Genomic DNA, 23911 nt, shown 5'->3' with positions numbered 1-23911 from the left:
GACCTAAACAGTCATTGCCGATTTTTTTTGTCTAAAATTTCAATGAGCGGATATGCAAGAACTAAAAGTCCCAGAAGTCAGCCGAGAGTTTATTGAGTTATTTCGTGCGGCACGCCAACATCTCCAGCACGTGGGTGGCGACACCTTAGATTGGCTGCGCACCGACTTCAATTTCCCTTTCCGAGATCATTTGTCGTTTCGACTCGGCAATCGGTTGTTCTTCATGTTGGTGGCCTCGGCGGAAGAAGATATTGAAAGCCCAGGCTCTTTAGAGGCATTGGAAGAGTTGGCTGCAGAGGCGAATGGAATTGCTTGCCTGCTTTTAATGACGCGTTCCGAAGATGGGCAGTTCAAACCCTTGGGTCAGGGCTATAGCTTGTTTGCGCTGGACTTTGATACGCCGATTGAGCCTGAGCGCTTGGTAACGGAGGAACTGGTTGTTATTTCTGACTGGGAGCTTCAGCGCTGTGCCACTCAAGCCATGATGATGCACTTAGAGAAGTATGACCTGCCCATTTTAGCTTCCGAAGTAGACCCTCAGGGTGCACCAGCCATTTGGTTTCGTAGTGCAGATGGCCATCCGAATTGGATTGTGATTCGGGGTTTACGCTTTCCCCACCGTGATGCGCCCATGCCGGCTGGTTGGGCAGAAAAAGTGAAATTCATGGCGGAGAAAGTACCTAACAGCAAGGGCTTTTTCGGTATGGTGACGATTGCCTCGCCAAATGACAGCTTTGATCCTCAGGCCACAGAGCATCGATATCCGCTGTATCGCGGCCAGCAATATCCGATGAAGGTAGTTGGTCTGAAAGGACTAGAGCCGCTGTAGTCAGTGTCCTATTGGGTTGATACATTGCAAGGTATGCCGTGTTTCAACTCATCATAGGAAAGCCATCATGGCCCTCACGTATTCACTCTTAGATGTCTTTGCTGACGCGCCATTTCAAGGCGTGCAAGTGCCTGTGGTTTGGTCGGAGGGAGCAGCACTTAGCGATGCGCATAAGCAGGCGTTAGCGGGCGAGTTTCAGCAGACAGAAACCGTTTTCATTGATGCCGCTGCAACAGAGAACCCAGCCAGTGTGTTCAATAGTAAGGGGCCGTGCCTTTTTGGTGCGCACACAATTTTAGCGGCCTCTTTTATTGCCTATGAAAAAGGCATGGGTACACCCGAGGGGCGATTCAGTACCCTAAAATTTAGTCAGCAAACGCAGGAAATTAGTAGCTTCATAGATCACTCAGAAGGTGGCCCGGGCGCGATTCAGTTTTCGCGAACGTTGAGTCCCAGTGTGGATCACTATGTGCCCACTCTGACTCAGTTGGCAGCGATGCTAAACACGGAAGAGCGCCATATTTCATTCAGTAAATACAAGCCGTTAATTGTCAGCGTGGATCATCCGGTGTTGATCATTCCGTTTACACGCCCTGAGCATGTCTTAGCGGCGAGTTTAAATTCGGAGCGTTGGGCTGACTTAGCCGGTCATGTCTACACGCCGCAGTTGTTTCTCTTTGCCCCGGGCAGCATTACTGGCAAGACCCAATTCCATGGGCGCTTACTCAGTTTTGAGCAGGCTCGCGATGCCGTTCCCCCGATTGGCAGTGTCATGCCCGAGTTCATTGCTTACTTGGCTGCTCAAGCCGATGTCACAGACGGTACGCATACGTTTTCCATCGATCGTGGCAGTCTGACCACCCGCAAGAGTATTTTGCATGCCGAGTTTGATAAGCGCCCAGGGCGTGCCTTGCGATGTCGCTTAGGGGGCAATGTGATCAAAATGGGGCAGGGCGAGTTACTGTTTCCCAACTAAACGATGGGCACTGGATTCGAGTAGGCTGAGTTTGAAGTTGTACACATAAGTGATGGTTATGAGCGTATGTTTAATCCGTCGATGATAGATCGCGGTCATTTTGCGGCTAAATTCTATGAGGCCATGCGTCTCGCCGGCTATGACGCTGAGGGATTGTTTCGGCAGTTTGGCCTCTCGTCTGAACAGGTGAGGCAGCACGACTTTAGTTTCAGTCATGACGCGCATCGTTTTTTCTGGCCTGTGCTTGAGGCCTACACCGGCGATCCCGACATCGGCTTCAAGCTGGGGCAATATTTGCCTTCAAGTCGCGGCAATATTTTCAGCACACTGCACTTCAGTTACCCCAACTTCGGTGCCGCCTTGTACGGCAATATGCAATTTTCCCGCTTAGTTTCAGATGCCTTGCAGTGGAGTACGGGGCAAGATGAGCGAGGCATTTTTGTTCAAGTTCGCTCGCCAAGTGCTGAGGTGCAGGGCATCCGGCATTTTTTTGAATGTTTGATTTTGGGCTTGCTTGAACTTTATGCCGAACTGACAAACAACCAGTTTGTCCCTTCACAGATTCATTTTGCGTGTGCAGCACCTGCAGGCTTAGGTGATCGTGCCAAGGTGTATGGCTGTGAGGTGCTTTTTGGGTGTGATGAGCATCGGGTGTATTTTCACCCAGACATGCTGAACATTCCCTTTGCGACTCCCGATGAAAGCTTGCTGCGCGCGCATCAGGAGTACGCGCGTTCCGTGCTTCGAAAAATGGAAGATGTTGATTTATTGAACCTGACCCAGCACGTGATAACTGAAATGCTGCCTTTAGGGGACATTACCCTAGAGCAAGTGAGTCAGCGCTTGAGTTTGACGCCAGCGGAGTTGAAGTATCGCTTGGAAAAAATGAGCACGCATTTTCTGAAAGAGCGCGAAGCCTGCCGTAAAAACTTTGTTATTTCGAAGCTGAAAGAAAACCAAGCCAGCATTACGGATATCGCGCTACAGGCGGGCTTCTCTGAGCCCAGCACATTTTATCGCGCCTTTAAGCGCTGGAGTGACGGCGAAACGCCCGTGGCCTTTCGCTCTCGTCACCTAACCAACCCGGAGCATTGAGCTTAAAAGCTGAAGGTGCTGTAGAGCACGATGCGATCACGATCGGCTTCAATATTTTCCTTTTCACTGCCGCCAAACTTGGCCTCATAACCGGCGCCAAGTAAAAGCTCATTGGGGAAGCGTAATTGCATGGTTAATGAGGCTGATCGGCGGCCTTGAACAAAGTTCGTGGCCGGCGAAGGGGTAATGCCCTTGAGGTCATGGAAGAACGTAAGGGTAGGCTCAAAGACCGCGCCGGGAATGAGTTTGTGATAAATCAAGCGATTGACCGTGCGATAGCCGTAAGACAGCGCCGTGGGAATGTTAAACGTCTGCGTGGTTGGGGTGAGGCGGCCTGTGTCCGGGGCGGTGCTGCCACTGCCATTGCCGGTGCCATCAGCACCTGCACTGGGGTGAGTGTTATCGCCGGGGCCATTCAGCGGCAACACGTGAAAGTCCGTCATGCGGTGAACATAGGTGGCGCCTAACTCCAAGATACTGATCATGTCGTCGGCACCAAACGGATTATTGGGGAATAACTTCAGGCCGGAAATGGAAACATTACTGACGGGGAAGCGTTCATAGCCCCGCACCAGCTGCTCGGGCTCAATGCCGCCTCGGTATGCCGCTAAATAGGAAGGCAGCCCTCGGTCTCGTGAAGGCAGTGTGGCAACCCCCCCGTTAATTTCATTTTTGGGGAGCGCCGGTTGAGTTAAGGCATACACCACATCCGTGGTATGAATTTGCAGTGGCATATTGGGGCGATAGGCATACTCCCCCGACAGTGCCACACCAAAGACATTGGTATTAAAGCTCAAACCAAATAGATCAATATTTTCTGGATAGTCCAAGAAAAATATCGAGGTGTTAATCGGCAAGGGCTCTTGGCCGCCCTGGAATAGACTGCCCTTAAACCCCCCACAATCCACGAGAGCCATTGCAATGTTGGTGGTCGTTGGGCGAATACACGTGCTCTTAGCGGCAAAGCCACTCAAGTAGGGCAGCTGACTATGGTAGCGCAAATAGTGCAGGCCAATTTCGGTGCCATCGTTGAGCCAGTCCGCGACATAGGTGAGTCGTCCACCGTATTGGCCTTTATTGGACGCATTACCGTAATCATAGGGCATGAGTTTGGAGGTGTAGCTACTGGAGGATATTAAGCTGGCTGGGTAATAGACTTTGGACTCGAAGTTAGGGTCTTCATGAATGTTGCCACCCAGCGTAATGAAGTGGTTGTAAGGAATGTCCGAAATCGCCGAGAAGCTGCCGTGGGGTGGGGCATTCACTGGACGCCATTCAAGCGGTGCAACAAATTCAGCCGACAGGCTATCGCCAATAGGAAAGCTCAGTACGGCCATATTAACAGGCACTGACACATCGCTAACTTGGAAGCCGGGACGAGCTGCAGCATTTGCATCCAAGGGGTTGAGCTGATTTAAGTTATTAAATAAAACCGTTAGCGCTTCGCCCCAGGGTAGGACTTGCCGTCCGACCTTCAGGCTAAAAGACTGTCCCAGAATGTCTTGATCGACTTGCACGAAGGCTTTGCGAAGTTCGCCGCCTCGAGCATAGGCATCGACCACCTCTTGTTCGCGAAGTGTGTGAGTCGGCTGATATGTATTGTCGGCATGGAACTCGGTGAAGTCCGCGTTTACTGGGTCATAAAAGAACAGCCCGGAGAACTCCATTTTGATATCGCCGCGTTGGAGTTTGAATTCAGGGCTAAACAAAACTAACGAATCCGTAATATCGCCTTTTTCGTAGTTCCAGTTGCCGTCATCCGCATTCACTCCGCCGAATTGACCCCGGGCGCGAATAAGGGCAGCGTTGCCTTCCACCGTGGAGCAACCGTTATTGGCATTACTACAGAGGTCATTACCGCGCTGCCCGGGCACAGATAATTTCGCGACCAGATCTAAGTCGCGCTCTTCTGCTCGGATGGCCAAGCCTGCGGTCACGGTAGATTTAAAATTAAATCGAATCTCATTCCATTCACCCTCAAGAGCAATGGCCTGTTGAGATAGCACACTTATGCCAATCAAAAGTGCAATGCGATGCATCGTTGGACTCTCTTTCCGAGGTTGTTTTATTGACTTGGACTTTAAGTAGCTCATGGGCAATTTTCATTGGTCGCGAGGCGCTTAGCCATCCGCTTACAGGCCAATGCGAGGTGATGTGCTACTGCCTAACATGCCTGAGCTAAAGCACCACAGGAGCGGTCATGAATAAGGTTTTTGCCACACTTTTTGCCGAAATTCCGGATATTTCAGAGCGGTGGCGGATTGTCGAGCGCATTGCTCTTATTGGCTTTGCCTGTATTTTTCCGCTGACCTTTATTCTGCTGTTGCCAGGCGCGTGGTTGGGTTTTGGCCTAGGTGATGAGTTCACGGTGGAGCAGGTTCAGGCCATGGTGAGTCTGTGGTATGGCGAATACCCGGTATTGGCCAACATTCTCTTGGGCGTATTGGTTATTCATTTGCTCTTTCGCACTTGGATTCTTGCCTTAGGGCATTGGCGTGTGAGTCATGCTGGGTCTGAGCTACCACTGAAGACCTTGGTTCTGTTTACTACCGCCAATACGCTGAACATTATTTTTGTGGTGGTGACGACGGCGTTGATTGGCGCCATTGGCGTGACTCAGGGTTACACCTTTCAGCAAGGCTTTGAACTCGTTCAGAACCTCGTGACTTGGTCTAATCAACAAATTGAGCAAGTGCCAACGCTGGTTCAGTTACCGCTGCTGGTGGCCTTTATTCTGGTCTATCAGCTGCAAGGCTTTTTCCATTATTGGATACACCGACTCTGCCATCACAACCGTGTGCTGTGGTTGGTTTTACATCGTTTTCACCACATGCCGCCCATTCTGGTGGGCATGACGACCACCGTGGTGATCGCCTCTATCCCGGCTTTTCTCGTCTTGGTCGTACCCAAGGTATTTATTTTTGGCACGATCAGTAAGCTGTTTTATGAGCGCCCGCTCTACGCAGAAATTTTTGCTTATCACATTGTGATGTGGATTCCGGAAATTTTCGGCCACCAAACCAAGATGTACCAAGATGGCATTCGCAGTCGCTTTATTCGCTGGAGTAGTTATCTCGGCGGCAATGGTGTCTACCACTACTTGCATCATGCCAGCTCGCCCTACAACCAAAACAAAACCAATAACGTGAATATTGCCGGCGGTTTCCTCATGCTCTGGGACCGCCTGTTTAAAACGTATCAACCCCTCGTGCCGACGGCGCCAAGGGTGGGGCTATGGGGCAATCCTGAACTCACTCACAGTCCGGTAAAACTCGTGCTCTCTGGAATCATGCAAGTGCTCTATGAGCTCTGGCACAACAAGCCTTGGCGTGTGCGTTGGCGCTGCGTGTTTGGGCATGTGTCGTATACGCCCCCCATCACCAAAGACTTTCATGTGAAGTAATTCAGTACCGGAGTTGGTCATGTCATTGAGCACATCAAAGCGTCTTCGTTGGCTGGGGCTTGGCGCCATCTTGCTGGCGGGTTTCGGATTCGGCATTGGGGCTGTTGACGACATTCCGGTAGAGCAACTGATTCAGCACTATAGCTATCCCGACTCACGCTTCGTCACGATTGAGGGATTGAGCGTGCATTACCGAGAAAGCAACCCTCAGGGGGCAGAAACGGTGTTGCTGCTGCATGGCGCGGGTGCGTCCTTGCACACCTGGGCGGTCTGGCAGCGGGAGCTGGCAAAGCACTATCGTGTGATTGCCTTGGACTTGCCCGCTTTCGGTTTAACCGGCCCGTTCCCCGATAACGATTACGGTCATGAGCGTATGATGGCCTTTTTAGATGCGTTTCACGGCCGGCTGGGGTTGAAGCAAACACATTTGGTGGGCAATTCCTTGGGAGGCTTGTACGCGTGGCAATATGCCCGTCATGCGCCTGAGCGTGTGGCTAAATTGGTGCTGCTGTCGCCGGGTGGACTGGATTACGATGTGCCTGAGGCGAAGGCATTTGATTTGGGTTTAAAGCTAGCGAAGTGGCCGGTATCGAGTGTGTTTTCTTGGTACATCACACCTAAATCATTGGTAGAGCAGTCCTTAGAGCATGTCTATGCACGACCTGCCAAGTTGACTCAGGCCAATAAAGATCGCTACTACGATTTAATGCTGCGTGAGGGGAATCGCCGAGCCTTTACCGCTATCATGAAAACCTACGATGAGGTGATTCCGCAAGCTGCGGCTTCTTTGCAGCGCATTCAACAGCCCACGCTGTTGATGTGGGGAGATCAGGACACGCATCGCAACTTGGCCGTGGCACAAGCCTTCTCGGCGCTCATGCCCAACGATGAACTGAGGGTTTATGCGCCCGCAGGCCACGTCATCATGGAAGAAATTCCGGAGCAAACCGTTGCCGATGCACTGGCGTTTCTCGCGCGCCGCTAGGCACTCTGATGACGTGAGCGGCGTCAGTAGTGGCTGGCCAAAAGTTGGCGCGCTACGTCGCCATCGCGCTGAGTTTTTCGCTGAATATCGTCAGCCAAGAACTTTGCCAGGGTGCCGCCCAGGAGCGGTACGGAGCAGGTCACATCCCAATGCATTTGGTTCACACAGCCACTCGCGGTGGCCAGTAACTTCATATCACAGCGAATGCTCGTGAACTGTTTAAAGGGCTCAATGTCTACTATGAGCTCACCGGTCAGGCTGGCAAAGTGCCAGCGCTCCGTTTGCGCCACGTAAAACCAATCACTGTCTCCGATGAGCTTGCGAGCCATTGCGGGTATCGTAATGCTGGCCTGCTCAAGGAACCGGTGGGTGACATCCAGATGCACTTCATCCTGATCGCGGCGCACTACACTGACCTCCCGCAGGCCCATGACCGCATACTTGGCAGGGATGTAGGCCGCATCGGTATACATCGCCAAGACACGCTCAATGGGCGCTTCGAAAGCATGGTCACAACGAAACTTCATACGCTGATCTCTATTTTTTACGCAGGCCTTTGTAGGGCGCGAGGTCTAATACCGGCTTGATGTCGCGCCAGACGAGCTTAGCCATCAGGCCGGTCGGTACAAGGTTTGAGCCCACCCAGGTTTTGAACGAATCTTTGCCGTAAACAATTTTGGCGCGACCTTTCAACAGCGCCTGTAACACATGCCTCGCAATCGCTTCAGGCGGCGTCACCAGATAATGCTTAGAGAACTCAAGTTCCTGGCCATCTACTTTGCCAATATTGGTCGCGATGCCGCCGGGGTGTACGAGATGAGCCGTCACGCCAGTATCTTGTAGCTCGGCCATGAGAGCCTCGGTGTAGCCGCGAACAGCGAATTTGCTGGCGCAGTAATCACCACTAAACGGGGCGCCTACCAGCCCAAAAATGCTAGAGACATTCACCAGTTGACCACTGCCCGCGGCGAGCATGTGCGGCAGAAAAGCCTGTGTGCCATGCACCACGCCATAGAAATTGATGCGCAGAGTGCGTTCCATGTCGGCAACGGAGAGCTCCCAAACGGGCTTGTTTCCGCCGGCAACACCCGCATTATTAATTACGATATCCACTTGACCAAAGGCGCGCATCACGTCTTCAGCGAAGCCAAACATAGCCTCCCGATCAGACACGTCAAAGGCGGCACTTAATGTGTCTTTTCCACCATGCAGCGCAACCGTTTCTGCCAAGCTCGCGGCATCAAAATCATTCAGTGCTAAGCGTGCGCCAGCCGCAGCATACACTTTCGCGTAAGCACGCCCCATGCCTGATCCCGCACCGGTAATAACGACGACTTTATCCTTTAAAGACATGTTCGGATTCCTCAGGTAAACAGGTGATGTTGGGGCTTAAAACGATTGGCCATTTGCCGGTAGGAGAAGCTGAAGCCCGGGAACATCGCAATGACGTGACCGCTTTTGGATTGGTACCAGCTATTGCAGCCGCCAGATTTCCATACCGTTTGCTTCATTTCTTCATGGATCATTTGAGTGTAGTTGGCTTCGGCTTCGGGCTTCACTTCAATGGCTTGTTTGCCCGCCTGCTTGAGCGCATCAATACTCTTCATGATGTAGTTCATCTGCGCTTCAATGACGAAGATCGCCGAGGTATGGCCGATGCCCGTATTCGGGCCGGTGACCACAAAGAAGTTTGGAAAACCCGGCATGGTTGTCCCTAAATAGGCGCGTGGGAACTCCGCCCACTGCTGCTGAAGCGTGGAGCCGGTACGCCCAGTGACAGGGTAGGAGATCACACCGTCGGTGGCATCGTAGCCCGTGGAGTAGACAATGACATCAAGCGCAATATCCTGGCCATCTTGAGTACGAATGCCGGTTGGGGTGATTTCGGCAATGCCGGATCCCTTGGTGTGTAGCGATACATTGTCGCGGCACAGGGCAGGGTAAAGCGTGTTCGACAAAATAATGCGCTTGCAACCAATGGTGTAGTCCGGCGTGACGGCGGCGCGAAGTTCGGGGTCTTTGATCTGTTTCGCAATATGCCGAAGTGCGACTTTCTGGGCGAACTGCTTCAGCCCCCAAGAAGAGTATTTGAAGCCAATCACACGGGTTTCAAGTTCCCAATAAATCAGCGAGCGCAGGGCTTTGTGCAGCGGCTTGATGCCGAGCAGTGTGCGTTGCCAGCCGGAGAATTTACGGTCTGGGCGAGGCATGACCCAGTGAGGTGTGCGCTGGAATACGTGCAGGTGACCCACTTCTGGCGCGATGGCCGGAATGGCCTGAGCGGCCGAGGCACCACTGCCAATAATGGCCACGCGCTTACCTTTCAGGCTGACGTCGTGGTCCCAGTGATTGGTATGGAAGGTTGCACCCTGGAAGCTATCGCGACCGGGGATGTTCGGAATGACTGGCGTGCTTAATGGGCCCGATGCATTGATCACAATACGCGCTTCGAATACCCCTTTGGCGCTGGTCTCAATCATCCAACGCTGCTTATCAGCTTGCCAGATCACCTGCTCAACATTGCAGTTTGTCTCGGTTCTCTCGCGCAGTTTGTACTTATCGATGACGAAGTTCGTGTATTCCTCAAGCTCGGCCTGCTCGACGAACATTTGCGTCCATTTGTAGGGCTCAAAAGAGATGGAGTAGAGCGGTGACTGCACATCAACGGCCGCGCCGGGGTAGCTGTTTTGGCACCAGGTGCCCCCCATGAAGTCGCGACGCTCGAGGATACGGAAGTCCGTGATGCCGCGCTTGAGCAAGTTAATGGCGGCACATTGGCCGCCGAAACCGCTGCCAATAATGATGATGTCATGTTGCTGCATTGGATATCCTCGACGATGTATTGCTATCTGATGTTGCGTGTTGTCAATTTATATCTGAATACAGTTGTCGTCAAATTATTTTCTTCGTATGCTAGTGCGAACTGACGAATGGTTGATTTGGATACTCATGGACGTACCTGCAAAAGAAATTGCGCCTTCACGCCTCTATGGCGGTGAAGCCCCAGACGTACGCCAAGCACGTCGGCGCGCTGCCTTTATTGCAGCCGGCCTGACCTTATTCGGTACCGTGGGGTACCGAAAAACCAATATGCGTTCGCTGTGCAAAGCCGCGGGTTTAACGGATCGGTATTTTTACGAGTCGTTTGTGGACATGGAGGACCTGCTGGAAGCGGTCTATGACGAACGCATTGGGCAGATGCAGCTTCACGTCCTTGCCGCCATAAACGCGGTGGATGAAAAAAGCGATTGGGATGCCATGGTGACGGCAGCGCTTAATGCCCTGTTTAAGTTTGTAGAAGACCCGGTGACAGCACGCGTGGTTTGGTTGGAGGTCTTAGGAGTCAGCCCACGAATTGACCAACGCTATGCGGCATCGCTTCAGTTTTTCGTGACCTTTCTTCAGCAATTAACGCAGCACAATTTCCCGCGATGGATACCCGACGATACGCGAGCGAATTTAGTGTCTCGCGCAGTCATCAGTGCCGTCAGTGGCTCGGCCATGAATTGGCTGCTATCCCATTATCGAGAGCCTCGTGACGAGGTGATTGCAGCCTTGAAAATCGTCTTTAATGGATTGCTGCTGCAGGCGAAACTGAGCCGATGACTGACAAGGCCGGTCTTAATTAATTCTCTGGTGCCTTAACCGGGCGTCCAGAAAGCACCGTTTCAGCTCGCTTAGAGCGAAATATCGGGTAGAAAAACTGGATATACCAACGCTCACTGCCTAAGCGACGATCATCGGGAAGGCCAAAAGCCGGTGGGTAGCGCCGGGAAATCAAGGCGGTACCAAAGAGAATGTCCCAAAAAAACAGAAGGTTCCCGTAATTTCCTTGGTAATGCCCAATGCCGTCATCCTGACTCAAGGCATGATGTGCGTAGTGTGTTGCGGGTGTTGAGATGGTGCGCTCCAAAACCCAGGCGAGAGGGTGCAACCAACGGTGCCGGTGCAGCGCTTCATCCCATCGCGCCTCCGAGTGAGCGCCCACAATCACGGCCATTTTGATGACAGAATAAATCACGTAAATCCAGCCAAACCCTAAGAATACGAGAGCGCCAGACAGCCATAGCCCGGGCATGACTGCGTAGTAGAAGAAATTATTCCGGTAGACCACGCGCACGCCCATATAGGCTGCCGAGTGATGCGCACGATGGAAAGGCCACATCCATGTGCTATGCGACATACGGTGCCACCAGTACTGCGTGAGGTCGTCGGCGAGCAGGAGGGTGACGGCCATGGCCCACCACGGCCAATGCGCGAGGGCATCGCGATATTCTGGAAAGTGTTGAGTGCCTAGCCAGTAGCTGGTGAAAAAGATGGTGGGTACGATCATGATGGGAAAAACAACCATCACCACGGCGTCCAGCCACTTATCTTCCTGCGTTGCTTCTTTGGCCCAAAAGCGGCCACGTTTAAGTTCAATGGCGGCGAATATGACAAAAATGGCCAGCACAGCGGCCGCTTGAAACCCGTTCATGTTAAGCACTCCACAGTATTTTTATTTTAGTGGCTTGGGTACTAAGCGCTGTAGCCTAACGGCACAGGGTGCTATTAGCAAAGTGGCTTCTCAACGGAACGGGAAGCGGCATAAGCGCTTAGTTCATCTGCAGATCATGCCGATTCAAGCACACGAGGCCAGCGCGGTTGCACATGTTGAAATTCGGCTGGTGTGTCGGTGGTCACAACATAAACCCGCTGCGCATCGCCCCACGTCGCGAGCAGGCCTTGCAGCACGGCGCCTTCAGGCGCTTTCACCCAGTAGGGCTTGTTCCTTAAGTCGCGTTCCATGTAGCGGTCCATCACGATTTTTACGGCAACTGGACTGAATCGGCTCCACTTGCCCTCATGGATGGACTCTAAGCGAGCGCAGGGGCCTTGGAAAAAGGGGCTTTCGATGCCGTGACGCTCACCCCAGCGTACCCATTTTAATGAGCCATCACGCAAGCGAATGGGCAGATGAACAGCGGGGTCCTTCCAGAGATGCATTTGTCCTTCGTATTCAATGCCGCTGCACATGCCTAAATGCCCAGTAGATTCGTCTCTTGGCATCGTAGCGTAGATGCGTTGGCTGGATTTAGTTACATAAATAGTTTATTTTAGGATTTAATTTGAAATATAATTTCAATATATATAATTAAAACAATAACTTAAAAATAATACCAAGTGAGTTTCATCACTTTGTATTGCAGGATCTATTCATGAGAACTAGAAACCTACTATTTATTGCCTGCGCGATCGTGGTAGCGGGCTGTGGTAGCGAGCGCCCAAATAGCCGCAACTCCGATGCGGCACCCTCCATGCGCACCGCAGAACCCCGATATCAGTTAGCCAATCAGTGCTTCATCGCGCGACATCAGGGTACGGGTGGCTATCTTCAGACGAGCCCCTCCGGTTCGGTCTCCTTAGTGATGAAGCCTGCAGACGCCACGCCTTTTTTTATGAAGCCCACGCGTTTGGGTCATTACGTTTTTTTTGATACTAAAGAGCGCTTTCTCAGCCAAACCTCGGCAGCAGAAGTGCCTGCCAGTCAGTTAGAAAATATCTTGAAGCAGCTGGGTCAGACGGTGGAAGGTCTGGGTGATTTTATTGACCTGAATGCGGATGTGCACCCTGTAGCAGATGGCGTGGATCAGGTCGGGGAGCAAGTCACCGCACAGTCTTTGGTGGTGAGTGGTGCTGTGCGGGAGGGCGCCGGACGATCCTTAGCCATGCAAGCCAAGCCGGACGACAGCTCGGAATGGCGAATCAGTGGAGCTGCCGACGCGTTAGATGTAGTGAATGTGGTCACCGAGCAGGGGCTTTTAGCTGAATTCGGTGCCAGTCAATTTCGTTTTATTCCGGCCACCGGTTGCACCGATTTTCCCGAGATATCCGTTAATGCCCAAGGCGAGCCCTTCAAAGGCCGTAACCCGGATGGCACAGTTTTTGGCTATGCCGAAACACATATGCATTTAGGCGGACATGAAATGTTCGGTGGCCGCTTAGGTTACGGCAAGCCATTTCATAAGTTTGGTGTTGCCCATGCCTTGGGTCGCTGTGAAGAAAACCATGGCCCAACGGGGGAGCTGGCGCTGGTGGATGTGGTGGTTAATCCGAATCAAGGGCCACCGCAACATGATGTGGTGGGCTGGCCAACGTTTAAGGACTGGCCGAGTTATGGCGGCCAGACTCACCAGCAGACCTATTACATGTGGCTTAAGCGCGCTTGGATGGGCGGGCTGCGCCTCATGGTTAATCATTTGGTGGCCAACGAGGGGCTTTGCCTGCTCTGGCCGCTGAAAGGCACCGACTGCAATGAAATGGAAACCATTGAGGTGCAGCGGCAATTAGTACTGAGTTTGCAAGACTATATTGATGCTCAGGCGGGTGGCCCCGGACTAGGATTTTTCCGCATTGTGACCAGCTCGGCCGAAGCCAGACGCGTGATTGAGTCAGGGCAGATGGCGGTAGTGCTCGGTACCGAAAATGAAAAAATCTTTGATTGTGGTGAGTTTCTGGACCGGCCGGACTGCACGGAGGCATCCATCGAGCGCGATCTGAACACGTGGTATGAACGCGGCATACGCGCCATTTTCCCGATCCACCTCGTGGACAACGCCTTTGGCGGTACGCGACTGACCGATGAGCCGGCCATGAATGCGCTTTATAGCGTGGCGAACTTAGTGGAAACCGGTCACCCATACGCCACCGTGCCTTGTGATGGCCCCGATAACATTCAGCCGAATGAGGCCCAAGTCGAGTCACGCAGCATTTTTGACACGATTTTGCTGATGTTCACAAACCCGCCGCCGGTGCAGCCCGTCACGGGATGCCAACGTAATGCCCGAGGGCTGACGCCGCTGGGGGATCACTTTATCCATCGCTTGATTGACTACGGGATTTGGGTCGAGACCGATCACACGGGCACTTTGGCGCGCAATCGCATCTTTGATATTGCTCAAGCGCGTGGCGTGCCCGTGTTCTCCGGGCACACGGGGGAGGTCTCTGCCAAAACCAAAGACTCCGACCGTATTCTGCAAACCGGCGGGCTCATTTCCCAGTTACCCGATAGTACGAGTACGGATTTCATTACCTTTGTGAACGACTTGGAGGCCTTGCACCTTAAGCTCTTTGGCAATACGCGCGAGCTGGCAACAGGCATGGGTTCGGACATTAATGGCCTGCATATTCAAGCGCGCCCACGCGAAGATGTGGCTACTAAGCCTTTGAAATATCCGTTCAAGTCCTATGACGGGCGCGTGGTTTTTGACAAACAAGTTTCTGGGCAGCGTGTCTACGACTTAAATGTGGATGGCGTGGCGCATTACGGCTTGTTTCCCGACTACTTGGCCGATATCCAAATGCAGCCCGATGGTGAGAAAGCACTGAAGTATGTATTTCGTTCGGCGGAAGCGTATTTGCAGCGCTGGGCGAAAGTGGAGCGGGCTAGAAAACAGCCTCCGCTGAAAAACTAAGGGTGTTTTCATCCTGCGCTATCGGTTGTGTTGCCCCAAGGCCAGTGCTAGTTTCTCACACCTATGCAGACGCTCACTCATCATCTGATTTGCCGCATGACGCTCTTGCTCATGTTGGCCACCTTTCTGTCTCCCAGCCTCGGCTGGCAGATGGTGATCGTGCATGATCATGATGGGCGTACAGGGCATCATGTGGGAGTGTTGGATCATCATCACGACCAGGGTGCTCATCATGAAGACATAGGTGATGGCGCTGATCTAGCTTCACCTGATACACACTTTGATGCCCATAGCATGATGGGTCACTTGCTCGGGCATATGCCGGCAAGCCTTGCACATATTCAACTCTTCGATGCGCCCACGGGTCGGATGGTGCTGAATGCACCACCGCCTGACAGCATGTCTCACGCCATTCCTGATCGACTTTTTCGTCCCCCGTTAAGCCTTCTCGTTTAAGACTTCAAATCCTGCCGGGTTAGTTTTGCTGGCCTGTCTATTTTGGTTTTATCGAGAAGGAGATCCCCTATGTCGGGATACACCCCCTCGGGCAAACAACAGATACCTGCTGACAAAACAGGTGTTTTAGTGCCCCACTTAATGTTGCTGGTGTGTGTTTTCGCTTGCTCGTCCGCCGCCGATGCCGAAATGCTTACCGAGCAACAAGCCATTACTCGTGCGTTGATGCGTCCTGCCGTTGTGGATATGGAGCGCCAGCACCTTCTGGCCGCTGAAAGTGCGGTGAGAGAGGCCAGTCTTTGGCCCAACCCCGTGGTGTCCATGGATCGTGATCAAACACGTGCAGCCACTGGCAATACCACCGAAACCACCTGGAAAATCTCACAGACGCTGGATGTGTCAGGCAAACGCTCACTGCTGCGCGAGGGAGCGCAGAAACGCGTCGATGCCGCCCACGCTGAACAGGGCGTTAACCGCCAAAGCATGACCACCCAAGTGCGTCAGGTCTTTGCTGAGGCACTCGCGGGTGAGCAAACACGCAAGGCCATGCAGGCATGGCAAGACCGTATCGCTAAAGCCAGTGCGACAGTTACACGTCTGGCCAAGTCAGGCGAAGTATCGGGCTATGACAAACGCCGATTGGAGCGCGAGCTGCAAATGGCCAAGGCAAAACGCCAGCAAGCCGAAGCTAGTCTCATTCGGACGAGCCATCAATTAGCCGGACTGGTCGCGGCCAGTGATAGCGCCGGGCTGCAAGCGGTGGGCCAGCTACTGCCGTCACCGGCAACGGACTTGCCATGGCTAATCGCCCAAATTCCTGAGCGTGCCGATGTAAAACTGTTGGGCGCGCAGTCCGATGCCTATGCCCGTGAGGGTCGTGCAGCCGGTCGTGGCTGGGCACCGGATGTCACGGTGGGTGTGGGTCAGAAGGAAGTTGAAACCACCACAGGCTCCGAAAAAGGCCTGGCGCTTTCATTTGCAGTACCTCTGCCGTTGTTTGATCGTGGCAGCCCGCGCGCGGCGCGCCTAGACGCGCAATCTCGTGCCATTCAGGCAGAGAAAAGCCTGCGTCTGACGACGGCTGAGGCGGACATCAACGGCCTCTGGGAGCAGTTGCACCTGTTGCAGGGCGCTGCCGTGGAGTTTCGTCAGGAATCCTTAGCTGAGTCACAAGTGCTGTCCAGGATCGCCGAGCGTGCCTACCGCGCGGGTGAGACCGGGGTGCTCGAACTACTCGATGCCTATCGTGGCGAGCTGGATGCCGAACTGACTGCCCTGGACCTAGAGCTTCGTGCTCGCAAGGCTCGCATAGAACTGGATTCGCTGGCTGGAGCCACACCATGAACGTATTTAAGAAAGCAGTGATTTGCGCAGCACTGATGATGGCGTTGGGTGCCTGCTCGGCCCCTGTTGAACAGGCGCATGATGATCACGGCCATGGTGCCGGCATTGCCGTCACTCACTACACGGCAGTCACGGAGCTTTTTGTTGAATATCCCGCACTCGTCAAGGGGCAAGCATCTGCCTTTGCTGCACACATGACCTGGCTCAAAGATTTCAAGGCCGTCAATGAAGGCAAGCTGGTGGTGACGTTGAGCGGCGGAGACTTACCCGAGGAAAGCATTGAAGTCCCCGTCAGCAAAACACCGGGTATCTTTCGCCCTGTCCTGACTCCCCAGCATGCCGGGCTACGACACCTAACGATGACGCTTTACACGGATGCTCAGACCAGCATTCATGATCTGGGTGAAGTCGTTGTCTTTAATGATCCGGCCAGCGCCGCCCGTGGCATGCCGCATGAGGAAGATGAGCCCGGCCTGATCAGCTTTACGAAAGAGCAGCAATGGAAAATTCCATTCGCGACGGTGCCGGCAGTCGATCAGTCGATTCGAGACTCTGTCGCTGTTTCCGCCGTTATTCGTCCTCGCGCATCGGGCGAGGCGCTGCTCACAGCACCAGGTGCAGGCATTCTGCGCGCCGGCTCAAGCGGTTTCCCGCAAGTGGGCATGAAGGTCAAGGCTGGACAGGTACTGGCCTACCTCGTCCCGCGTCTCGGGGGTGAAACGGATGTAGCGCGCCTCGCACTGGATGTTCAGCGCGCCCGAATTGCGGTTGAGCGAGGGCGCTATGATGTCAAGCGTCTGGAAGCACTGTTGGCTGATGAAGCCATTCCCGCCAAGCGAGTCTATGACGCACATATCGAATTGAAATTAGCCCAAGCCGAACTGATAGCTGCACAGCAACGCGCCAGCAGCTATCAAGGCGGTGCTGGCGGCATTGCACTGAAGTCGCCTATTACCGGTACGATTGTGGCCGTGAACGGCTCCGTCGGCTCTGCTGCCACGGAGGGGCAGATGGTTATCCATGTCGCGTCCCTAGACACGCTTTGGCTGGAGGCTCATGTTGCCGAAAGCGATCTGGGCAAGATCACTACCCCGACGGGTGCTTTTTTCACACTCGATGGCGCCCCTAAAGCCATCGTTTTGGATGTGGGTCGCAATGCACGATTGATTGCTTATGGCGGTCTGGTCGATGCCACCACGCGAACCGTTCCCGTCATCATTGAATTTAATAATCCGGGCGGCCGTTTGCGAGCTGGGATGAGTGTACGTGCCAGACTCTACAGTGGTGCAGGCCATCAGGGTGTCGCCATTCCGGCAACCGCACTGATGGATGATGCCGGTCAAAGTGTGGTGTTCGTCATGCGGGAGGGGGAGTCATTCGAACGCCGGATAGTCATGTCAGGTCCGCGTGATGGTGATCAGGTGGCCATCCTCTCCGGGCTGAAAGCGGGTGAGCGTGTGGTGAGCCAAGGTGCCTATCAGGTCAGGTTGGCAGCAACAGCCCCCGCTGCCATGGGGCACGGCCATGCGCACTGAGCATTCTTCCGTTATTTCTCGCCTGATCCTCTGGTCTCTCGATAACCGGCTCTTGGTTTTCGTGATAGCACTTCTCCTTATGGTTTGGGGTGCTTGGCAAACCACACGCATGCCCGTCGATGTTTTCCCAGACCTCACCGCACCTGCTGTGACCGTCGTGGCTGAAGCGCATGGGATGTCACCCACGGAAGTGGAAAGTCTCATCACTTTCCCGATTGAGACCGCATTGAATGGTTCGCCCGGTGTGCGTCGTGTGCGCTCGAGCACCACCGTTGGCTTGGCCGTGATCACGGTTGAATTCGGCTGGGGCGTCGAGGTGCGTGAGGCACGCCAAATTGTGGCTGAAAAGCTGCAGTTGGCTCGCTCCACACTACCGCCTGACTTGCCGCCACCGCAGATGGCACCCGCAGCATCGGTCATGGGCGAAATCATGTTTGTTGCCCTGACCTCTGATCGCGCCAGCGCCGCTGATCTCAAGACCACGGCAGACTGGGTTGTTAGGCGTCGTCTGCTGGCTTTACCCGGCGTTGCCGAGGTACTGACTATTGGCGGTGATGAAAAGCAATATCAGGTCACACTCAACCCGGAGCGCTTGTCCGCTTACGGCATTACCGTAGATCAGGTGTTAAAAGCGCTGCGCGAGAGTAACCAGAACGCGCCTGCAGGCTTCTATCAGGAAGGCGGTCAGGAGTACCTGATTCAAGGCCTTGGCCGTCTGCAAAAGCCGGAAGATATTGGTGAGTCGGTAGTCGCATTGGTTGCTGGACAGCCCGTACTGGTGCGGCACTTGGGAGAGGTCGGCATGGGTGTCGGCGTTGTCCGTGGCACGGCCGCGCATAACGGCAAGCCGTCGGTCGTGTTCGCCATTCAAAAGCAACCGGGGGTGAATACGCTGGAATTGACGCATCGACTGGATGAGACCTTTGCCAGCCTGAAGGGCAGCCTGCCGGCTGGCATGAAGATCGAAACCAAGATCTTTCGTCAGTCAGACTTCATCGAACGAGCACTCGACAATTTGCTGTCGGCGCTCCGGGATGGCGTGATTCTAGTGATCGCGATTGTGTTCGCCTTTTTGCTGTCTTGGCGGGCAACAGCGGTGACACTAGTGGCACTACCACTATCCTTGATGGTGGCCATTCTGATCCTTCATGCCCTGGGGGCATCTCTCAATACAATGACATTGGGTGGTCTGGCCATTGCGTTGGGTGCGTTGGTGGATGATGCGATTATCGTCGTTGAGAACATCATGCGACGGCTGCGCCAAAACCTGAGCCTAGACGAGTCCGAGCGCCTGCCCATCCGACAAGTTGTCTTCGAGGCGACGCGTGAGATTCAGGGTTCGATTGTGTTCGCCACGCTGATCATCATGCTGGTGTTCTTGCCGATCTTCTTCCTGACCGGCGTAGAAGGGCGCTTATTGGCTCCCTTGGGCTTTGCCTATGTCGTTGCCCTCAGTGCGTCGCTGCTGGTGGCGATTACCGTTACGCCGGTGCTGGCCGAGCGCTTCCTGCTCAATGACCCGACGGTGCTCACGCATCATGAGCCTCGTCTGTTGACGCAGATGAAGGCGTGGTATGAGCGCACCCTCTCGGGTCTGCTGGAGCGTTGGCAGCTGGTTGCCGGCGTATCCGGGATTGCGCTGGTCGTGGCCTTGGTTGCGCTGCTTGGCGCTGGTCGGACCTTCCTGCCGGACTTCAATGAGGGCAGCCTGACGGTGAATGTCACCACCCTGCCAGGCACATCGCTGGCTGAGTCCAACCGGATGGCACAGGGTGTTGAAGCCATCCTGCTGGCACAACCCGAAGTCGTCGCCACGGCACGGCGCACGGGCCGAGCACCTGCGGACCCGCACGCCCAAGAGATCTACGCGTCTGAGATCGAGACCACGCTAGCCATGAAGGATCGTGACAAAGCGGCGCTGCTAGCGGCCTTGCGTACCGACTTCGCATCGGTATCTGGGATGAGCGTGGTGATTGGTCAGCCCATCTCGCACCGTATCGATCACATGCTCTCGGGCACTCGTGCCAACATCGCCATAAAGCTCTTCGGCGCAGACCTTTATGAGCTACGCAAACTCGGTGAAAAGGTCAAAGGCATTGCGGCGGCGGTACCCGGCGCAGTGGATGTATCACTAGAGCAGCAAGCTGATATCCCGTTCATCACGATCAGATTCCGCCGCGATGCAATGGCTCAATATGGGCTGTCCATGCGTGAGGTCGCCGATGCTATTGAGACGGCATTTGCCGGCACAGCGGTGTCAAAGATTCTCGAAGGACAAGCCACCTTTGATCTCGTGGTGCGCTTTGATCCCGTCGTGCGCGACTCATTTGAGGCGATGCAATCGACGTTGATCACCACCGCCTCTGGAGCCCGTCTGCCACTATCAGCGCTTGCTGAAATCACACGTGATCGCGGCCCCAATCTGGTGAGCCGAGAGAATGTTCAGCGCAAGATTGTGGTCATGGCCAATGTCGCTGATCGTGACCTCTCTAGTGTGGTCGAAGACATTCGTACTCGTGTTGAGCGTGAGGTGAAGCTGCCTACCGGTTACTACATCGAATACGGGGGACAGTTCGAGAGTGCGCGTGAAGCCACACAAACGCTGACAGCCTTGGGCACGTTAGTTTTGGCAGGCATCTTCATGTTGCTCTACCTCGCCTTTCGCTCAACACGAGATGCGCTGGTGGTGATGCTGAATCTACCGCTGGCGCTGATTGGCGGAGTGGTCGGGATGTATGTCGTGGGCGGTGTGCTGTCTGTGGCCACGCTGATCGGCTTCATCACGCTCTTCGGCATTGCCACTCGCAACGGTGTGATGCTGATCTCGCACATCCGACATCTCGTAGAAGTAGAGGGCGTGCTTGATGCGCGTGCGGCAGTCATGCGTGGTGCTAGCGAACGATTGGTACCGATCCTGATGACGGCTCTGGCGGCAGGTCTTGCCTTAGTGCCACTGGCTTTGGCGGCGGGTGAGCCCGGCAGCGAAATTCAAGCCCCCATGGCAGTGGTTATCCTGTTTGGTTTGCTGTCATCCACAGCGCTGAACATGTTTGTGGTGCCCAGTCTCTATCTGCGTTTTGGCGAGGCAGTTCGAGCAAAAAAAACCCTTACTGGCCATACCTCGCTACCGGACCTTACCTAGGAACTCTTCATGGAATCGTTATTTGTCTCCACTGGTGTCGTTGCTCTCGCTGAAATCGGCGACAAGACTCAACTCTTGGCTTTTATGTTGGCAGCGCGATTCAAGAAGCCCGTGCCGATTATTTTGGGCATTTTCGTAGCGACTTTATTGAATCATGGCTTGGCCGGTGCACTGGGGGCTTGGATTACGCATGCGGTCACGCCAGAAATTTTGCGCTGGGCTCTTGGTGTGTCGTTCCTTGGCATGGCTATCTGGATTTTGGTCCCTGACAAAATTGACGAGGATGAGATTCAAGTTGCCAAACACTTCGGAGTTTTTGGAGCGACTTTGATGACTTTCTTCCTGGCTGAAATGGGCGATAAGACGCAAATTGCTACCGTTGCCTTGGCGGCTCACTATGCGGCTCCTGTGCTTGTGATCATGGGCACGACGCTTGGCATGCTCATCGCCGATGTGCCCGCTGTTTTTGCCGGTGATAAATTGGCTTCGAGGATACCGATGAAGTGGGTTCACTCAATCGCTGCAGCCATCTTTGCGATTTTAGGATTGGCTACGCTGTTTGGCGCAGGGTCATATGTCGGTTTTTGAGAAATTATGCAGTCGTATCTCGATGTGCCCGCGGTGCTGACGTTGATACGGAAAACAGGATCAGGAATTAGTTGATCACCAACAGGACGAGTCCGGTCAGCAATCCCGCGCAAAGCAGGTCGAGCACATGCGGTGCATGCAGGCGATAGAGCACATCGTCGACCGCGCCAAATAGTCGCAGCCAGATCGGTCGGTATTGTGGCAGCACGGTGATTTCCGGTTCGACGTGCTGTGCCGCACGCCGGCCACTTTCAACCGCGGCCTCGATACTCCATACATCCGCTGCAGTGCGTGTGTGGGCACCGGCGAGCAGCAGGTTCGCCACAGGGGTGACCTGCGTCGGTTGCCACTGCAAGTTGCCAGTCGCATTGACCCATTTCGGTTGGCTCGAAAATATTCCTTCGGCCGAAAACCTCCATTCGTGCCAGACCTCGAAGTGCAGTATCGCGAACGAGGCCAGTGACCGTCCGCCATTGGCCTCGCGAATCATGGCATCCAGTGAGCCGCAGCGCAGCAACTGCGCCTTCACCTCGGCGATGAATTGCGCTTTGGTGCAACGCTCCACCGGCAGCCCAAACAGGCGGCCGGGAACGCTGGAGACGCAGGAGGTGCCGGTCCATAGCGAAGCTACCTTATCGCCCAGCGACACCTCCTGCGCCCAGACCTGCTCTTCGGCAAACAAGGTCAGGTTGAATTCGGAGTCGGCCAGCACCAGGGCGCAGCGTTGGCGGGGCCAGTACACGCGTTCAGCGAAGGCGACTCGGAAAGAGACCTGGGCATGCGGGCCTTGCCGGATCAATGGTTTAAACAGGCGCAACTGCTCGAGCCGTTCCAGGCTGGGCGTGCGGGCAAGAATCTCGGCCGCCGCAAAGGGGTGGGTCGCTAGCACATGCACGGCGGCTTCGACCTGGGCTCCTGAGTCGAGCTGCGCGGCGGTTATCCGCTCGCCGTCATAATCCAGGCGCTGCAGGGCCTGTTGCCAGTGGAAGCGCACACCGCTGGCCTCCAGATGACGCAACCAATGATTGAACCAGTACTCACTGCTCGGGCCGCGCAGAAGCAGCCAGCCGCTGCCGGCACCCTGTTGCCAGGCTGGGCCGTCGCTATCTGCAGGATGGTCGTGGGTGGGTCGGCAGAACAACTGCCTGCGGAAAAATAGGCCGACGTGGTGCAGGGACACGCGAGTCCAATCCGAGCCGATCCAGGGACCAAAGCAGGCCACCCAGGTTGACCACGCTTTTGCGCTCAGCAAGGGCCGCCATTGCTCGGCTGCATTTAGGTTGGCGAAATGCTCGGTGCTGCGCCGGTTCGCTGTCCAGGCCTTGAGTAGCAGCCAGCTCCAATGCAGTTGATCGCGCCGCGTCATCCGGAACACTTTTCCGATGCCCGGCAACAGGCCTGTGCCATCGTTGAATGTGGTCTGCCCGTCATCTGCACCCACGCCGAAGGCGATCGGTCGCGACAGGGCTCTCTGGTAAACGCTCCCCGCCGCATCGAATGGAATCTGCCGCAACAGATCGAAGACATTGTGGTACCACGGGCCTAGCCCATGCCAAGAGTATTCGGAGGGCATGTTGTTGTCCTCGGCGATTCGGGCGCTGCGAAAGAAGCCACCGGCATCGGCATTGGCCTCGTAGACCGACACCTGCCAACCCTGCCGCACCAGCTCGTGTGCAACGGTGAGGCCGGCGATGCCCGCGCCATAGATGGCCACTGTCTTGTCGGGATTTTTAATCATACGGGGCGTTCCAGTCAGACCGAATTTCAGTCCGTTTTAGGCAGCTTGGCGTGGCGATTTAATTAGCGTTGCGGACTTCGAGCACCTTATCCCTGGAGCGAGTCGCTCTCTGTTCGGTAGCACACTGAGACGCTACTCAAATGAGGGGAGACGTCGGGGAAAATGAGATTTGACTCAGAAGTGTCCCGAGAGTGTCCCGGAAATAAAAAAGGCGCCTATAAGGCGCCTTTTTTCTGTTGAAAATCAACAAGTTATTGGTGGGTCGTCCGGGACTCGAACCCAGGACCAATTGGTTAAAAGCCAACTGCTCTACCAACTGAGCTAACGACCCATGCTGATTAACATGGAGCTAATCAAGCGGCGCGT

The 23911-nt window shown here is 54.5% G+C and carries 19 protein-coding genes and 1 tRNA gene; 12 read left to right on the top strand and 8 right to left on the bottom strand.

Annotated elements, in window-relative coordinates:
• Positions 1–52: 52 nt before the first annotated feature.
• The 3 genes from A8710_RS08820 (at position 53) to A8710_RS08810 (ending at position 2900) form a co-directional block, all read left to right on the top strand.
• Positions 53–829 (top strand): hypothetical protein, encoded by a 777-nt coding sequence (locus A8710_RS08820; RefSeq protein ID WP_068859770.1) that lies wholly within the window; start codon positions 53–55, stop codon positions 827–829.
• A 67-nt stretch (positions 830–896) separates the two neighbouring features.
• Entirely contained in the window at positions 897–1805 is a 909-nt protein-coding gene (locus tag A8710_RS08815; RefSeq protein WP_198341644.1) for a PhzF family phenazine biosynthesis protein, read from the top strand.
• Positions 1806–1871: 66 nt separating this feature from the next.
• The gene (locus tag A8710_RS08810; RefSeq protein WP_082968760.1) at positions 1872–2900 is read left to right on the top strand and encodes an AraC family transcriptional regulator; all 1029 of its coding nucleotides are present in this window, start codon (positions 1872–1874) and stop codon (positions 2898–2900) included.
• 2 nt (positions 2901–2902) lie between these two features.
• Here A8710_RS08810 and A8710_RS08805 read toward each other — a convergent pair whose 3' ends face one another.
• Positions 2903–4939, bottom strand: coding sequence for a DUF1302 domain-containing protein (locus tag A8710_RS08805; RefSeq protein WP_068859766.1), 2037 nt, complete (start codon positions 4937–4939; stop codon positions 2903–2905).
• A 161-nt stretch (positions 4940–5100) separates the two neighbouring features.
• Here A8710_RS08805 and A8710_RS08800 point away from each other — a divergent pair, with 161 nt between their 5' ends.
• Positions 5101–6303, top strand: coding sequence for a sterol desaturase family protein (locus A8710_RS08800; protein ID WP_068859765.1), 1203 nt, complete (start codon positions 5101–5103; stop codon positions 6301–6303).
• 19 nt (positions 6304–6322) lie between these two features.
• On the top strand, positions 6323–7288 hold the full coding sequence (locus A8710_RS08795; RefSeq protein ID WP_068859763.1) for an alpha/beta fold hydrolase: 966 nt from the start codon (positions 6323–6325) through the stop codon (positions 7286–7288).
• Positions 7289–7311: 23 nt separating this feature from the next.
• On the opposite strand, the gene A8710_RS08790 is transcribed toward A8710_RS08795, so the two are convergent.
• The 3 genes from A8710_RS08790 to A8710_RS08780 are packed head-to-tail and all read right to left on the bottom strand — an operon-like array spanning position 7312 to position 10110.
• Complete coding sequence (locus tag A8710_RS08790; RefSeq protein ID WP_068859761.1) at positions 7312–7815, bottom strand: DUF2505 domain-containing protein; 504 nt, start codon at positions 7813–7815, stop codon at positions 7312–7314.
• 10 nt (positions 7816–7825) lie between these two features.
• Positions 7826–8641: an SDR family NAD(P)-dependent oxidoreductase gene (locus A8710_RS08785; protein ID WP_068859759.1), complete on the bottom strand. Its 816-nt coding sequence runs from the start codon at positions 8639–8641 to the stop codon at positions 7826–7828.
• A gap of 11 nt (positions 8642–8652) precedes the next feature.
• Positions 8653–10110: a flavin-containing monooxygenase gene (locus A8710_RS08780; RefSeq protein WP_068859757.1), complete on the bottom strand. Its 1458-nt coding sequence runs from the start codon at positions 10108–10110 to the stop codon at positions 8653–8655.
• Positions 10111–10237: 127 nt separating this feature from the next.
• Between A8710_RS08780 and A8710_RS08775 the strand changes: the two genes are divergently transcribed.
• Complete coding sequence (locus A8710_RS08775) at positions 10238–10894, top strand: TetR/AcrR family transcriptional regulator (protein WP_068859754.1); 657 nt, start codon at positions 10238–10240, stop codon at positions 10892–10894.
• Between the two features lie 19 nt (positions 10895–10913).
• Here the strand turns inward: A8710_RS08775 and A8710_RS08770 are convergent, their stop codons facing one another.
• Both A8710_RS08770 and A8710_RS08765 read right to left on the bottom strand, forming a co-directional pair.
• A complete protein-coding gene (locus A8710_RS08770) occupies positions 10914–11765 on the bottom strand; it encodes a sterol desaturase family protein (protein WP_068859751.1) in 852 nt (283 codons plus the stop codon).
• Between the two features lie 134 nt (positions 11766–11899).
• Positions 11900–12274: a hypothetical protein gene (locus A8710_RS08765; protein WP_157686372.1), complete on the bottom strand. Its 375-nt coding sequence runs from the start codon at positions 12272–12274 to the stop codon at positions 11900–11902.
• Between the two features lie 212 nt (positions 12275–12486).
• On the opposite strand from A8710_RS08765, the gene A8710_RS08760 reads away from it, so the two are divergent.
• The 6 genes from A8710_RS08760 to A8710_RS08735 all read left to right on the top strand — a co-directional run bounded on the left by A8710_RS08760 (position 12487) and on the right by A8710_RS08735 (position 21807).
• Complete coding sequence (locus A8710_RS08760) at positions 12487–14742, top strand: hypothetical protein (RefSeq protein WP_157686370.1); 2256 nt, start codon at positions 12487–12489, stop codon at positions 14740–14742.
• 96 nt (positions 14743–14838) lie between these two features.
• A complete protein-coding gene (locus A8710_RS08755; protein ID WP_068859745.1) occupies positions 14839–15198 on the top strand; it encodes a hypothetical protein in 360 nt (119 codons plus the stop codon).
• A gap of 69 nt (positions 15199–15267) precedes the next feature.
• On the top strand, positions 15268–16542 hold the full coding sequence (locus A8710_RS08750) for a TolC family protein (RefSeq protein WP_068859743.1): 1275 nt from the start codon (positions 15268–15270) through the stop codon (positions 16540–16542).
• Entirely contained in the window at positions 16539–18077 is a 1539-nt protein-coding gene (locus A8710_RS08745; protein WP_068859741.1) for an efflux RND transporter periplasmic adaptor subunit, read from the top strand. Before A8710_RS08750 ends, A8710_RS08745 begins: the two co-directional genes overlap by 4 nt.
• Positions 18067–21219 carry an efflux RND transporter permease subunit gene (locus A8710_RS08740; protein ID WP_068859737.1) on the top strand — a complete coding sequence of 1051 codons (3153 nt, stop codon included), beginning with the start codon at positions 18067–18069 and terminating at the stop codon, positions 21217–21219. Before A8710_RS08745 ends, A8710_RS08740 begins: the two co-directional genes overlap by 11 nt.
• 9 nt (positions 21220–21228) lie before the next feature.
• A complete protein-coding gene (locus tag A8710_RS08735) occupies positions 21229–21807 on the top strand; it encodes a TMEM165/GDT1 family protein (protein WP_068859736.1) in 579 nt (192 codons plus the stop codon).
• 67 nt (positions 21808–21874) lie between these two features.
• Here A8710_RS08735 and A8710_RS08730 read toward each other — a convergent pair whose 3' ends face one another.
• Positions 21875–23545, bottom strand: a complete 1671-nt coding sequence (locus tag A8710_RS08730; RefSeq protein WP_068859734.1) for an FAD-dependent oxidoreductase — start codon at positions 23543–23545, stop codon at positions 21875–21877.
• Between the two features lie 255 nt (positions 23546–23800).
• A tRNA-Lys gene (locus A8710_RS08725) sits at positions 23801–23876 on the bottom strand.
• Positions 23877–23911 lie beyond the last annotated feature (35 nt).

The sequence above is a fragment of the Perlucidibaca aquatica genome (genome assembly GCF_001676655.1).
Classification (GTDB): Bacteria; Pseudomonadota; Gammaproteobacteria; order Pseudomonadales; family Moraxellaceae; genus Perlucidibaca; species Perlucidibaca aquatica.
Note: the sequence above shows the minus strand (reverse complement) of the source record. Positions and strands in the feature narration are given on the sequence as shown.